General features: G+C 68.3%; 13 protein-coding genes. All 13 read right to left on the bottom strand.

Annotated elements, in window-relative coordinates; all coding sequences use genetic code 11:
• Position 1 precedes the first annotated feature (1 nt).
• A complete protein-coding gene (locus tag AC1RB9_RS15970) occupies positions 2–190 on the bottom strand; it encodes a hypothetical protein (protein ID WP_003450223.1) in 189 nt (62 codons plus the stop codon).
• Positions 187–1338 carry a PepSY-associated TM helix domain-containing protein gene (locus tag AC1RB9_RS15965; protein WP_003088170.1) on the bottom strand — a complete coding sequence of 384 codons (1152 nt, stop codon included), beginning with the start codon at positions 1336–1338 and terminating at the stop codon, positions 187–189. Before AC1RB9_RS15965 ends, AC1RB9_RS15970 begins: the two co-directional genes overlap by 4 nt.
• Positions 1339–1378: 40 nt before the next feature.
• On the bottom strand, positions 1379–3793 hold the full coding sequence (locus tag AC1RB9_RS15960) for a TonB-dependent receptor (RefSeq protein ID WP_003450227.1): 2415 nt from the start codon (positions 3791–3793) through the stop codon (positions 1379–1381).
• Between the two features lie 208 nt (positions 3794–4001).
• Positions 4002–4952 (bottom strand): FecR domain-containing protein, encoded by a 951-nt coding sequence (locus AC1RB9_RS15955; RefSeq protein ID WP_003114934.1) that lies wholly within the window; start codon positions 4950–4952, stop codon positions 4002–4004.
• Positions 4949–5455 carry a sigma-70 family RNA polymerase sigma factor gene (locus tag AC1RB9_RS15950; RefSeq protein ID WP_003088185.1) on the bottom strand — a complete coding sequence of 169 codons (507 nt, stop codon included), beginning with the start codon at positions 5453–5455 and terminating at the stop codon, positions 4949–4951. The genes AC1RB9_RS15955 and AC1RB9_RS15950 overlap by 4 nt, the downstream gene beginning before the upstream one ends.
• A gap of 91 nt (positions 5456–5546) precedes the next feature.
• Positions 5547–6227 (bottom strand): hypothetical protein, encoded by a 681-nt coding sequence (locus AC1RB9_RS15945; protein WP_003114933.1) that lies wholly within the window; start codon positions 6225–6227, stop codon positions 5547–5549.
• A gap of 106 nt (positions 6228–6333) precedes the next feature.
• Positions 6334–7560, bottom strand: coding sequence for a DUF2599 domain-containing protein (locus tag AC1RB9_RS15940; RefSeq protein ID WP_003112111.1), 1227 nt, complete (start codon positions 7558–7560; stop codon positions 6334–6336).
• 567 nt (positions 7561–8127) lie between these two features.
• Positions 8128–9675 (bottom strand): PucR family transcriptional regulator, encoded by a 1548-nt coding sequence (locus AC1RB9_RS15935; RefSeq protein ID WP_003119177.1) that lies wholly within the window; start codon positions 9673–9675, stop codon positions 8128–8130.
• Between the two features lie 63 nt (positions 9676–9738).
• Positions 9739–10971: an aromatic amino acid transport family protein gene (locus AC1RB9_RS15930; RefSeq protein WP_003088197.1), complete on the bottom strand. Its 1233-nt coding sequence runs from the start codon at positions 10969–10971 to the stop codon at positions 9739–9741.
• A gap of 44 nt (positions 10972–11015) precedes the next feature.
• Positions 11016–11363 (bottom strand): cupin domain-containing protein, encoded by a 348-nt coding sequence (locus AC1RB9_RS15925; protein WP_003088200.1) that lies wholly within the window; start codon positions 11361–11363, stop codon positions 11016–11018.
• A gap of 12 nt (positions 11364–11375) precedes the next feature.
• Entirely contained in the window at positions 11376–12776 is a 1401-nt protein-coding gene (locus tag AC1RB9_RS15920) for an NAD(P)/FAD-dependent oxidoreductase (protein WP_003117378.1), read from the bottom strand.
• A gap of 193 nt (positions 12777–12969) precedes the next feature.
• The gene (locus tag AC1RB9_RS15915) at positions 12970–13668 is read right to left on the bottom strand and encodes an anaerobic ribonucleoside-triphosphate reductase activating protein (RefSeq protein WP_003117379.1); all 699 of its coding nucleotides are present in this window, start codon (positions 13666–13668) and stop codon (positions 12970–12972) included.
• Complete coding sequence (gene nrdD / locus AC1RB9_RS15910) at positions 13665–13811, bottom strand: anaerobic ribonucleoside-triphosphate reductase (protein ID WP_003088212.1); 147 nt, start codon at positions 13809–13811, stop codon at positions 13665–13667. The genes AC1RB9_RS15915 and nrdD overlap by 4 nt, the downstream gene beginning before the upstream one ends.
• Positions 13812–13837: the final 26 nt, after the last annotated feature.

The raw sequence follows: 13837 nt of genomic DNA, 5'->3' as shown, positions 1-13837 counted from the left end.
CTCAGGGGTTCCTTCGGGGTCGCGGCAGGCGCAGCCAGACCCAGCCGACCAGCACCAGCGGAGTGCCCAGGGCGAGCCAGGAGAGCAGGTCGTAGAGGCCGTCGCCGAGCAGCGCCGAGAGCAGCCCGAAGAGGCCGAGCAGGGCCAGTAGCAGGGGCCAGCGGAAGATCATCCAGAGACCGCGCCTCATGCCTTGCCCTCCGTCGCCAGGCTGCCGTCCGGCAGTTCCGCCAGGCGCTTCTCCAATGGCGTCTTGCGTCGGCCGAGCCAGAGGTAGAGACCGCTGGCGAGGATGACGATGCTGACGAGGTCGAGCAGCGCCCAGACGATCTTCAGCGGCATGCCGCCGTAGTCGCCGAAGTGCAGCGGCTGCGACAGCAGGAGCGTCTTCACGTACAGCGGCATCTCGCGCATGTCGGTGAGTTCGCCGCTCTGCGCGTCGATCAGTGCCGGCTTCAGCAGGCGCTCGGTGAGCGGCGTGTTGCCGCGCATGAACACCGCATAGTGATGCTGGCTGCTGAACTGGGTGCCGGGGAAGCCGACGAAGCTGACCTCCATGTCCGGCGCCGCCCGGCGTGCCGTGGCCAGGGCCGCGTCGAGCGAGCCGAGGCGCTGTAGCGGCGGCGCGTCCTTGTAGGGCGCGGTCATTTCCGCCAACTGCCCGCCTTGCCAGAGCATCAGGATCGGCAGGGCCAGGGTGTTGATCACTCCGGTCACGCCGACCACCAGTACCCAGGACAGGGTGACGATGCCCAGCAGGTTGTGCAGGTCCAGCCACTTCAGGCGACGGCTGCGTTCGGCGCGTACCGTGGCGAAGTCCAGCTTGCGCATGAACGGCGTGTATACCACCACCCCGGACACCAGCGAGGCCACCAGCAGCAGGCCCATCAGGCCGAGGAACAGGTAGCCGGGCAGGCCGAGGAACAGGTCGGTGTGCAGCTTCAGCATCAGGTACATGAAGCCGCCCGGCGGCGGCAGTGCGTCGAAGAATTCCCCGGTGCGCGCGTCGAACGGCTGCATGTGGCCGTTCTCCGGCGGCGGTACCAGGCTCGGCGCGCTGATCACCAGGCCCAGCGGGTCGTCCTTTTCGAATACCAGGAAGCGCACCACTTCGCCCGGCCGGGCGGCCAGGGCGCGGGCGATCACGTCGTCGTAGTCGATGCGCGGCGACTCGGCGGTGAGCGGCTCGAGCTGCGGATGCGGCTCGAAGTAGTGCTCGATCTCCTCGTGGAAGATCAGCGGCAACCCGGTGAGGCAAAGCATCAGCAGGAAGATCGTGGAGATCAGGCTGGTCCATTTGTGCACCAGGTACCAGGTGCGCAGGGTTTTCGCGGTCATTGGCTGGTCATCGGCGGTTTCTGGTTATGGTGGGGCGGACTCAGAAGTCCGCCGTGAGGGAAAGGGAAAGGGTGCGCGGCGAGCTGATCGACAGGTAGCCGTTGGCTGCGGTCCAGTAGTCCTTGCCCAGTGCGTTCTCCAGGTTGGCGCGCGCCACCAGCGGCTTGCCGGCGACCTGGAAGGCGTAGGCGGCGCCGAGGTCGACGCGGTTCCAGTGCGGCACGGCGAGGGCGTTGGCGCTGTCCATATAGGCCGAGCCGGTGTAGATCCAGCGGCTGTCGAGGGTCAGTCCGTCGACGAACGGGGTGTCCCAGCTGACCCCCAGGTTGGCCTGGCGGCGGGCCACGCCGGGCGCGTCCTTGCCTTCGCTGGCAGGGTCGCCGGTCTTGTTCTGCTCGGGCTTGATGTAGGTGGCGCCGGCCATCACCCGCACGCCGTCCAGCGGTTCGCCATAGAGGCTCAGCTCCACGCCGCGGTTGCGTTGCTCGCCGTCGGCGCGGAAGACGTTGCTGGCGTCGGTATAGGCGTTCGGTTTCCTGATCTCGAACAGCGCCAGGGTGGTGGTGAAGCCGCCCAGGTCGTACTTGGCGCCGATCTCGTATTGCTCGGCCTTGTACGGTGCCAGCACCTGGCCGGCGTTGGCCGCGGTCATCGGCGCCGCCTCGCCCTGGCTGAGGCCCTGGATGTAGTTGGCGTACAGCGACAGGTCCTGCAGCGGCTTGACCAGCACGCTGGCCATCGGCGTCCACACGTGCCGCTTGTCGTGGCTGGTGCGCGCGCCGCTGGTCTGGTCGTAGTTGCGCGACTCGATCTGCTGGCGGCGCACGCCCAGGGTGACCTGCACGCGATCCTCGAGGAACGACAGCCTGTCGGCCAGCGCCACGCCGCCGAGATCGGTTTCATTGGTCTTCGGAATGCTCCCGTCGAGGCTGGAGAAGTCCGGCAGCGGCGTATGCGGCGAGGTCTGGTAGAGGTTGCCCGGCTGCATCCCGGTGAAGGCATAGACCATGCCCAGCCGTTCGTGCAGGCGGTTGGCGCTGAGCGTCCAGTCGTGGCGGAGCGGGCCGGTGTCGAAGTTGCCGCGCAGGCCGACCTCGGCGGAATAGGTGCGGCGGTCGCCGCGCTGGCGTGCCAGGCTGTTGACGATATCGCCCTGGTTGCCGACGAGGATGCTGTTGGCGGCGATGGTTTCGTAGTTGCTCTGGCGGCCGCCGATGCTGGCGAACGCCGTCAGGTTGTCGGCGAGGTCGTACTCGCCGCGGTTGACCATGGAGTAATCCTCCTGGTCCAGGTAGGAATCGCGCAGGCCGAAGCGTGTCTTCGAGTCCGGGGCGTGGGGGATGTGGGTGGTTCCCGGGCCGGTCAGCAGCGGGCGCACCACGCCTTCCAGGCTTTCCTTCTGGTACAGCAGGTCGCTGGACAGGCGCAGGCGCTCGCCACGGAAGTCCAGGCCCAGGGAGAGCATGGGAAACTCGCGGCTCTGATGGTCGACGGCGGTATCGCCGTTGCGGTAGACGCCGTTGAAGCGCACGCCGAAGGCGTTGTTCTCGCCGAAGCGCCGGCCGATGTCGAGGTGAGTGCCGAGCTGGCCGCGCTGGGTCCAGTCGACGCTGACGCGGGTCAGCGGCTGGTCGTCGGCGCGCTTGGGCACCAGGTTGATGGTGCCGCCGACGCTGCCGCCGGGGGAAATCCCGCCGAGCAGGGCGTTCGGTCCCTTGAGCACTTCCACGCGCTCGGCGAATTCGATCGGTACCCGCCAGAACGGCAGCAGGCCATAGAGGCCGTTGAAGGCGACGTCGGCGTTCTGCACGCTGAAGCCGCGAATCGTGTAGCTGTCCACCAGGTCGCCGCGCCCGCCGACCACCCGCACCGACGGATCGTTGGCCTGTAGCAGGTCGGCGACGCTGCGCGCCTGCTGCTGCTCGATGGTCCTGGCGGTGTAGCTGGTGATGCTGAATGGCGCATCCATCACGTCGGCGTTGCCCAGCATGCCCAGGCGCGCGCCACGGGCCACCTGGCCGCCGGCGTACTCGGCGGGCAGGGTCTCGGCACCGGCGGCCTGGGCGGTGATCAGCGAGGATTGCAGTTCCAGCGCGCCATCGGTGGCTGCCGGCACCAGGGTGTAGCTGCCATCGCTGCGCTGCTGCAACTCCAGGCCGCTGCCCAGCAGCAGGCGGTGCAGCGCCTCGACCGGCGCGTAGCGGCCGCGCAGGGCGGCGCTGCGGCGACCCTCGGTGAGCGCCGGGTCGAACGCCAGGGATACCCCGTTGTCGCTGGCGAAGGCCGACAGGGTACGGCCGAGCGGGCCGGGGGCGATGTCATAGCTGCGCGCCGAGCTGGCGGCGGGCGCCTCGGCGGCAAGCAGGGCGGGGGCCGCGCCGGCGAGGGCGAGGGTCATGGCGGCGGCGTGGATGGCCAGGGACAGCGAACGGGGGCGAAGCGTGCGTACGGGCATGTACAGGGTTCCTCGTGGTCTCTGCGGACCTTGGGTCGGGGCGGATTCCTCTACTTGCCAGCCGAGAAGGAAAAAGGTCTCAGGTCGAGGCGGTTATTTTTCTGCGGAGCACGGTATGTCGATGGCAACGCCTGTTCCGGCGCAACCGCGGACGGCCTGCCGGGGTGGACGCGAGGGGGCGGTTGCCACGGGGATGGCGGCCGCGCCGTCACGCCGGCACCAGGCTGATCCAGTAGTCGGTCACCCCGCGCACCTTCAGCGGATAGGTGGCCTGCAGCATGCCCAGCGTGCGCCGCAGGTCCAGCAGCGGATAGGCGCCCGACACCGCCAGCCTGGCCAGTTGCGGGTCGCAGCGCAGTACGCCGCGACGGTAGCGGGCGAGTTCGGCGAGCACCTCGGCCAGCGGCATCCGGTCGGCCATCAGCATGCCGCGGGTCCAGGCGTCCGGCAGGCCGTCGAAGGCCAGCCGGCGCGCTTCGCCGTCGGCGCCCAGGCGCACCGACTCGCCGCTTTCCAGCCAGCGCCCGCGTCCGTGGAGCGGGCTCAGTTCGACCCGCCCGGCGAGTACCGCGACCCGGGTCGCGGCCATCTCCTGGCGTACGTTGAAGCGGGCGGCACCGGCATGCAGCCGCGCTTCGGCGGTGGCGACGCGGAACGGACGCGGGTCGGCGCGGCTATCGACGAAGATCTCGCCGCGCAGCAGGCGTACCAGCCGCTGGCTGGCGTCGAAGGCCAGGTCCACGGCGCTGTCGGTGTTCAGGGTCAGCAGGCTGCCGTCGGGCAGGGTCAGGCGGCGCTGTTCGCCGACGCCGGTGCGCTGGTCGGCCAGCCAGTCGCGCAACGGTTCGGCCTGCCAGGTGGCGAGCCCCAGCGAGGCGCCGCCGAGGACCAGGGCGAGGTGCTTGATCGCGCGCCGCCGGTCCAGCCCGCGCTCGCGGCCGAGGGTCGGCAGGGCCAGCGCCGGCGGCAGTCGGCCGAGGCATTGCAGCAGGCGCTCGGCGCGCTCCCAGGCATGGGCGTGCTGCGGGCTGCGCTGCCGCCACTGGGCGCAGGCCTGGCGCGTGTCGTCGGTGCAGCCGCTGTCCTGCAGGCGCACCAGCCACTCGGCGGCCTCGTCGAGGATCGGCGAGGGAATCCGGCCTTCGTCCGCGGCGTTCATTCCATCAGCTCCAGGCACTGGCGGAAGGCCTGCTGCATGTAGCGCTTGACCGAACCCAGGGACACGCCCAGGCGCTCGGCGATGGCTTCGTACTTCAGGCCTTCGATCTGCGCCAGGAGAAACGCCTGGCGGACCCTGTCCGGCAGGCTGCCGAGCAGGGCGTCTACTTCATGCAGGGTTTCCAGCACCATCAACCGCTGTTCCGGCGGCGGCGCGAGGTCTTCCGGGAGGTTGGCCAGGGCATCGAGGTAGGCGCGCTCCAGCGACTGGCGCTGGAACCAGTTGATCATCAGCCCCTTGGCGACGGTGGTCAGGTAGGCGCGCGGTTCGCGCGCATCCAGTACCCGGCGCGAGGCGAGCAGGCGGGCGAAGGTGTCCTGGGCCAGGTCGGCGGCGTTTTCCGCGCAGCCCAGGCGTCGCCGCAACCAGCCTTGCAGCCAGCCATGGTGGTCCTGGTAGAGATGGCTCACAGCGTCGTGCAGGGAGGCGTCGGCCGGCGGCATGGAGGGGATCGCTGTTGTAATTGAGAATGAGTCTCATACTACTTACAGCGAGGGCATGCCTACAAGTCCCCCGGATCGGCGGCGCAGCGCCTCAAGCGTTTTCCAGGCCGTACTGGAAGAAAGCCATGTCGGCCAGGCGCCCGGTGGGGTAGAGGAGCCCCTTGCGGGCGGTCTCCAGGCGCGGGAACGACAGCCTTTCTTCGCCGATCAGGCGGTGCAGCGCGGTGAGGGTCCCGCCGTTGACGCTCGTCAGGCCCCGGCGTGGATACAGCGCGCGACAGGCGGCCACGTAGTGGCGGTCGAGGGCGGGAAACTCGCCCCAGACGCCGAGCAGGATCTTGCTCTTCAGGGTGTCGGTCCAGCTCACCCGGCTGCTGAGGGCGTCCATCGACCCGAGTACCGTTTCCAGCAGCTTGCGGTTGTGCGCCAGGCGCGCGCCGTTGCCGGCGAAATCCACCAGGGACAGCTCGAAGAGTTCCGGTCCGGCACCGCTGAAGAGCTGCCGGGCCAGCGCTTTCATCAGGTCCAGGTTGCTGTTCTGCAGCAGTCCCGAGGAGCCACGGAACATGCCCCAGTTGGCCAGGTAGAAACCCAGGTGCAGGGCGGTGGTGTCGAGCTGTTCGGGGGCGGTCAGGTCGTCCCAGCTGCGACTGGGGTCCCAGACATACTCCCAGAGGTACTCCCAGGCCCTCAGGCGCGGGTATTCGTTGCCCGGGGCGGGCGCCAGGCTGGCGTAGTAGCGGTGGACATAGCGGGCGGCATCGAAAGCCATGCGTTCGTTCCCTGGCGGCTTGGAAAGACGGCATGGTAGAGTGTGTGATATCAAAAGGCCATATCGCTGTTCGCAGGGGACGCCTTAGCGCCCCCGCGGAGCGGCCTCAGGTGTTATTGCAGCCCTTGGCGATGGAGTCCTCGTTGGAGGTGTACGGCCGCGAGGGTTCCAGGTTCCACTCGGGCTTGTTGCGGGCGACGTTGAAGTGGCAGACCAGTTGTCGGCGCATGCTGCCGATATTGCTGTCGCGGTTGTCCGGGTTGTCCTTCCATTCGCTGTCCAGGTAGTGGTCGACCACCAGTTCGTTGAAGAAATTGTTGGTCTGGTTGTCCTGGATCTTGCGCCCGCAATCGGTCGGTACCACTTCCAGGGTCATGATCTTCTTCCTGAAGCCCGGATCGTCGCGCTCCACCCAGGTGGCGCTTTCCACATAGCGCTCGCAGGCATTCTTCTCGCTGGTCGGGTAGATCGCCTGCTTACGCCCGTCGTAGGCGAACTGCGCGTCCTGCTGGCGGGTCTGCGGCAGTCGCATGTTGATGATCGGGAGGAATGCCTGGACCGACTGATACCACTGGATCTGGTTGAGCCGAGCGCCCTCCAGGCCGGCGTCCTCGGTGTAGAACGCGGCGAGGATCGACGGCGACTTCGGCGGGTTTTCCTCCCACTTGGCCAGGCGCAGTTCGTTCTGGGTGGTGAAGGATTCGTCGGCGATCTGCGCCATCGCCCGGATGCTCTGGTAGAAGGCCGGGCCGGCGGCGGTATTGCGCTCGTCGCGGACGTCGAAGGAGCACTGCCGCGAATGGTCGCCGCGGTTCTGCCGGTAGTTCGCCGCCCACTGCTCGGCGGTGCTGACGTTGATGTCCTGGCAGGACTTCTCGACGCTGTTCGGCGTGCGCCGCGAATCGGTGCAACCCTGCTGGGCGCGGTCGTCGGTGGCGGCGTCGATGGGGAAGGAACAGAGCACCGCATAGTCTTGGTGGTCCTTCGGATTACCGAAGATGGTGTCGAAGATGAAGCCACTCTTCAGGCCATAGGCGAGCTTGCGGTACTTGGCGTCCTTGCGCAGGTAGGAGGCGGAGACGCCGCCGCTTTTCTGGCTCTTCGGACTGATGCTGTAGAACATGTAGTCGGTCGAAGGCCAGGTGGCGCGGAACAGCACGCCGGAACAGAGGAATGCCGGCTTCGACGGTCCGCCGCAATCCTGGCGGGTGTCGTTGTACAACTGGTTGAGCCGGGCGACCACGTCGTTGCCCCGGTCGGCCTGGGCCGCGGGTGTCAGCGCCAGGCCGGCGGCGGCGAGAAGGTAGAGAAAGGTGGATCTGCTTCCGTTCATGGGATGGACTCCACGCAGGTTCGAAGGAGCGGGCCGGGGGCGGCCCGGTTGGTCCCGATGGGGACGAGCGCGACGGGCGGATCGCGGGGGATGAAGCGCTTGCGACGGCATGGCCGTCGGCGTTGGGACGTCAGTGGGACGTGGCGGCGCCAGTCTGCAAGCGGACGCTGTCGGGAATGCCGGGTGACCCCGGCGGGCGCTGGGCGGCGGGGGCCTGCCGAGCGCGTGGGGGAAGTCGCTCGAGGGAGGCGGTGAAGACCGCCGGCGGAGATACGAACAGGGTGGGTAGCGGGGCGGATACAGCGTCGATTCCGTTACGCATCGCAGGCCTCCTTTGCGCCGCGCCGATGGGCTTCCGTCTTACCGTTCGAGCCTAGAAGCGCGGGCCGCGCCGCTCCAGCGGCGGGGTGGCTAGCTAGCAAGGGGGATTAATGCATTCGCAACGGCGCTCGCTGCGATGCACCGTGGTCCGGCATCCACAGGCCACGCCGCTGCCAGGCAACCGTTCCTGGCCGCGCCTGTTGGCGGCGGCGTCGCCCTGCAAGCGCCAGGTATCGGGCTCCGCCGTCAGTCCATGTCGCCGCCATGGTGCGCGGACTGCTCCAGGAGGCTGCCCTTCGCCGTCCTGCCCCTCGCTTCCGGCGACAGCCGGGTTGCCTGCAAGGCGAACCAGAGGGTCGCCACATCGGCGGTGCTGTCCAGCGAGCGACCGCTGATTTCCTCGATGCGGCGTATCCGGTAGACCAGGCTCTGCTTGTGTATGTGTAGCCGCTGCGCGGCGTTCAACCAGGACCTGTTTTCCTCGAGAAAGACCTGCAGCGTGTGTAGCAGTGCGGAGCCATTGGCCGCGTCATAGTCGTGGAGGGCGCCGAGGACCAGACGGAACGCCCGCTCGGCCTCGGCGAGGCTTCTGGGTAGCCAGGGCGCCTCGTCGTCCAGTTCCGCGTAGCGACACAACGGTCGCCGGGAATGGCTGTGGGCCAGGGCCAGACGCGCTTCGCGCAAGGCCTCGGCGCAACGTTCGGCACGACGGAGCGGGGCGCTCACGCCCAGCGAGCTGTCCAGGGCTTCCTGCAGTGTCGAGGCGAGGCCGGCCTGGTGCAGCAGAATGATTTCCTGGCCTTGCGCGCGAACCAGCAGGCGTGAGTCGTGGCCCCGGAAAAGACCGATAGGGTCGGTCGCGAGCCCCTCGGAACTTGCCACGGAAACGACTGCATCGTCGAGATCGAGCCCGGGCAGCAGTTCCTCCAGCCGCTCCTCGGCTTGTTCCCGGTATAGCCGTCGTTGCAGCAGGTCGTCGAGCAATTCCGAACCCAGGCGCAGGTGGCGTTCGCTTTCGACGCGCAGCCGTTCGATCTCTATGCCGAGCACTGCCGTCAGGTGGTGCAGGAGACTGTAGTCCGGCAGCCGCTCGCCCAGGGCTATCAGCAGGCAGTTCCGGTCGGAAGGAATGCCGATGCTGAGCGCTTCGCCTTCCGCGAGCGGATGGCGAAGGACCATCGGCTGCGGCTCCGCCTGCTCGCGACGGCGGTTGCGCAGCGCGTCGGCCAACTCCGCGGGCAGCCCTGGCAGGCCTGGCTGCCAGGCCGCCAGGGTGTCGGGAACGATGAGGTAGAGGCTGCTTCGCACGTCCTTGCCGAGGCGTTGCAGCAGCGCCGGCAGGCCCAGTCCCTGCATGCTCAGCCGGGCGCTTTCGTATATCCGGGCCAGGGCGTTGCGGCGCTCGTATTCGTCTTTCTGCCCCGCATCGACGATGGCCCGGGTCACGGCGGCGAAAGGGACGCCGTAGTGGGTGAGAATCAACGGGAAGCCCAAGGCCTCGGCCGTCTCGCGCAGGGCATCGAGGTCGCTCGGGGCTTCCATGTTCTCGCCGATCATCATGCCTGCCAGGCCGGCCTCGGCCAGTCTTCGGACGTAACGCCGTTGCCGCTCGGCGTCGCTCGGTATGCCCAGCCCGGTGGTCATCAGCAGGTCACCCTCGCCGAGCCATTCGGTGGGGTCGTCGAGTTCGCAGACATGCGCCCAGCGAACCGGGCGGTCGAGGCCGCCGGCTCCGCTCAGCAGGCGTGAACGGAGTTCGGGGAGGGCGATCAGGTGGCGGATGCTCTGCGGCATGTCCAGGAAACTCCAAGCATGGGCCTTCAGTGTAATCGCCCCGGGCGCAGGCAGCGCGCCCTGTCACCAACTGGCGGGCAGCATCCCCAGTGCCGAGGCGATCGCGTAGACCCCGCTGGAGGCGAACACCAGGACGATCAGCCCCTGTATCAGCGGATGGGCATACCAGCCGCAGCTGAATGCCGGCAGTTGGTCGCCGTGGCGCCGCGCCGCGTTGAGCAGGAGGATGGGGATGATGCCCATCAGTACGCCGCCGAAGGTACCGGCGAAGTACAGCGCGTTCACGAAGCCGCCGAGCCCCGCATAGGCCAGCAGGAACGGCGGGACCGAGACCGCGGCGAGCACCGCCAGGCGTTTGCGCCGGTTGGTTTCGCTGCCCAGGCGGAAGTGGTCGAAGATATTGGTGAACAGGCACCCGCCGAGTCCCCAGTAGGAGGTCAGCATCGCCAGCAAGGCGAAGGTGTTCGCCACGTAGTAGGCCCATTGGCCGAGGGAGCGTCCCCAGCTCAAGGTCGCCACCTCGCTGAGGTTGTCGGGGCCGACCAGGGCGATGACCGAGGCAGGAATGGCCGCCACCAGCAGGAAGGTCAGCAGCATGCCGACCACGATCAGGCGCGGCACGCGCCCGGGGGTTGCCAGGTTGCCGCGCACCAGCTCCGGAACCAGGAACTGCGCGCCGAACACGAAGACCGCCAGGTTGAACACTGGAACCACGTATTGCCACTGGCTCTGCCAAAGGTGGGCGAGACGGGCGTCGTCGTGCATCAGGGTAGCGCCGATGAGGATGCAGACGATGGCCACCATGCCGGCGCTGATCAGCTTCTCGCCCACGCCGAGCGCCTTCAGGCCCAGGTAGAGCACCAGCGCCGAGGGGACGAAGAAGATCAGGCTGCCGACCTCGCGCGTGAGGCCGTACTGGCCGAAGAACTCGAGCATGATGTTGCCGCTGCCGGTCATGTAGGCGACCAGGGCCCCGTAGCTGTTGGCCGCCACCGCGATGAAGATCAGCCAGCCGCCGAGCGGGCCCAGGTAACGCCGGGAGAGGCCGCTGAGCTGGTTGTTGCCGCGGGTTCTCAGGCAGGCTTCGGTCACGTAGAGCATGGTGACGATGCAGAAGAGGCAGGTCAGGGCCAGGCATACCAGCAACGGCACGTAGCCGACCTTGCGGGCGGCGTAGGCCATGCTCAGCACGCCGGCGCCGATGTTGGTGCCGATGATGATAGCGATCGTCTCGAGCGAGCCCAGGGGATGGGCCTTGAGGCCCGATGCGTTGTCGTTCGCTTCTCGCATACCCATTTCTTGTTTCCTCTGTCAGGGCGGTGGAGTTCGGTTCTTCGGGGTCAGTCGAAGATCAGGTAGGTCTTGCGCACGGTCTGGCGGATGTCCCAGGTGCCCTGGGTGGCAGCGGCGAAATAGAGCGCGTCGCCGGCGCGAAACTCCACGGCCTGGCCTTCGTCGGGGGTGAAGCGACCTTCACCGCTGACGATGTAGCTGTACTCGGCCTGCTCGACCTGTCGGCGGAAGCGCCCCGGGGTGCATTCCCAGATGCCGGTCACGCCGTTGCCGTCGGCGAGCGGGCGGTGGGCCGCGGTACGGGTCAGGGCTACCGGTTCGCCCAGCGGCTGGCCGACGGGCGTGGGCGAGGTGAAAGGACTTTCGTCGTCGAGACGGATGAGCGAAGGGTTCATGCCATGGGCTCCTCAGGATTTGTCTTCAAGGCCGGCGGGGGCGAAGCGCGCGAGAAAGCGGTCGGTGGCCGAGGGCGCGGTACCGGCGAGTTCCGCGCGTTCCTTGCGCAGGACGGCGTTGCGCACCAGGGAGCCACCCAGGTAGCGCAGCGGCTCGGGGGGGAAGCTCCGGCAGCGGCGTTCTACCAGCGGACAACGGCTCCACGGGTCGTCGCGGCCGAGGGCGAGGCTGGCGAGGATCCGCCCGCCCAGGCGGCTCGGTCCCACGCCGTTGCCGCTCCAGCCGATGCCGTAGTGGATGTTCTCGTGCAGGCGGCCGAAGACCGGCAGGCTGTCGTAGGTACGGTCGATGGGGCCGGACCAGCCGTCGACCAGCGGGATGTCGCCTAGCGAGGGATAGGTGCGGCGGAAGTCGGCCTCGGTCAGGGCCAGGCTCTCCCGGTCGACGTCGAATACCCGGCCGATGCGCGAGCCGTAGCTGATGGCGCCGGTGCCCTTGCCGAAGGCGATGCGCCCGTCGCGGGTGGTGCGGTAGTAGTCCACCATCAGTTGGGAATCGGTGATGGCTTCCCCGCCGGTCCAGCCGATTCGCTCCAGCCGTTGCGGTATCGCCTCGGTAACCGCGATGGAACTGTTCACCGGCACGATCAGCCTGGAGAGCCTGGGCAGGGCGGCCGACCAGGCGTTGGTCGCGAGAACCACCGCCTTGGCCTGGACCCGGGCCCCGGCGCTCAGCAGCTGTGCCGGCTGGCCGGGAACGATCTGGCTGACGCCACAACGCTCGTGGATTTCCACGCCGAGGGCCAGCGCCACGCGGCGCATGCCTTGCACCAGCAAGGCTGGTTGCACGGTGGCATTGCTGCGCTCGAAGACCCCGGCGAGATGCACCGGCGAACCGGTCCGGCGTGCCACTTCGCTGGCGTCGAGGCGTTCGAAGGGACTGACGCCGAGCCGTTCGCAGGCGGCGAGGGTATCGTTCCAGGCGTCGAGGTGGTGCGCCGTGGTGGCGGTCCACAGCCAGCCCTTCTGCTGGAAGTGCGCATCGATGTCATGCCGCGCGCAGAACTCCCCGAGTTCCTGGATTGCCCGCTCCGCGCTTTCGCCAAGGAAGCGCGCCTGCGCCTCGCTGCAGAAGCCCAGCAAGGTACCGATCTTCGGCCACCAGGACATCACGAAACCACCGTTCCTGCCGGAAGCGCCGCCGCCGCAGACGTCCTGCTCCAGCAGCAGGACCCGTGCGTCCGGCTCCAGTTGCTTGAGGGTGATGGCGGTCCAGAGCCCGACGAAACCGCCGCCGACTATCGCCACGTCCGCCGAGTGGGTGCCGACGAGGGGGGCGCTGGTGGCGTCGGCCAGGTCGGTCGAGCGCATCCAGTGGCTGGGGGTCAGGGGAGGGGTGAGCGTGAGTTTCATGGCGCGGGTCCGGGGTCGCTGAATCTGGAGCAAGGGTGGCGAGCGGCGCCGTCCGCGACAATTGGACGCAACTAGGAATCGAGGAGGTGCTCTCGTACGATCGTATGAGTCTTGTGAAGGACAGGCCTGGTCGGGACTGCCCGCCCTGTCCGAGCGAGCTGGCAGGCCCGAGCGGCGCCGCTGAACCGGAGGCTCAGGCGTCGCGCAGTTCGAAGGCGGGAAACAGCTCTTCCAGTTCTCGCCATAGCTGCGCAGCGCCCTGCGGCGCGGGCTTCGCGAGAAGCTGCGGATCGAGCTGGCGGGCCGGGCGCGCCAGTTGTACGGCGAAGCGCTCCACGCCCATCTCGCGCAGGCGCGTCGCCAGGCGCCAGAGGCGTTCGCTATCGAACAAGCGCCAGTGCACCGTGGTCCGGCATTCGTAGGCCACGCCGCTGTCCAGCAGGCATTCCAGGCTGCGCCAGTTGGCCGCGCCGCTGCCGTCCACGCCGGTAATGGCGGCGACGTCCTCGGCCGGCGCCTTGACGTCGAAGCCCACCCAGTCGCTCTGCGCCAGCACCCGGGCGAAGGCGCGGGGGTTGATGCCGGCGCTGTGCAGGCCGACGCGGAAACCCAGTTCGCGGACCGTGCGCATGGCGTCGCCGAGGGCCGCCTGCAGGGTCGCCTCGCCGCCGCTGAAGACCACCGCCTGCAACAGGCCCTGGCGTCGGCGGAGGAAGTCGAGCAGGCGTGGCCAGGGGATTTCCTCCGCGCCGCGCGGCGCGATCAGTTCCGGGTTGTGGCAGTAGCGGCAGCGCCAGGCGCAGCCCTGGCAGAACAGCACGCAGGCGAGCAGGCCGGGGTAGTCGAGGGTGGTCAGGGGCACCAGGCCCCCGACCCTGAGCGTGGCGCTCATCGCGTCTCGCGGAAATGGCGGCGTTCGCGATGCTCGGACTGCTTGCCGGCATTGAACGCTGCCACGGGACGGTGGTAGCCCATCACGCGGGTCCAGACTTCGCAGCGCTGGCGCTGGCCTTCGGGCAACTGGTTGGGGTTCATCGGTGGTACTCCTTGCTGGTGGATGA

It is taken from the genome of Pseudomonas sp. 20-5 (genome assembly GCF_056782835.1).
Note: the sequence above shows the minus strand (reverse complement) of the source record. Positions and strands in the feature narration are given on the sequence as shown.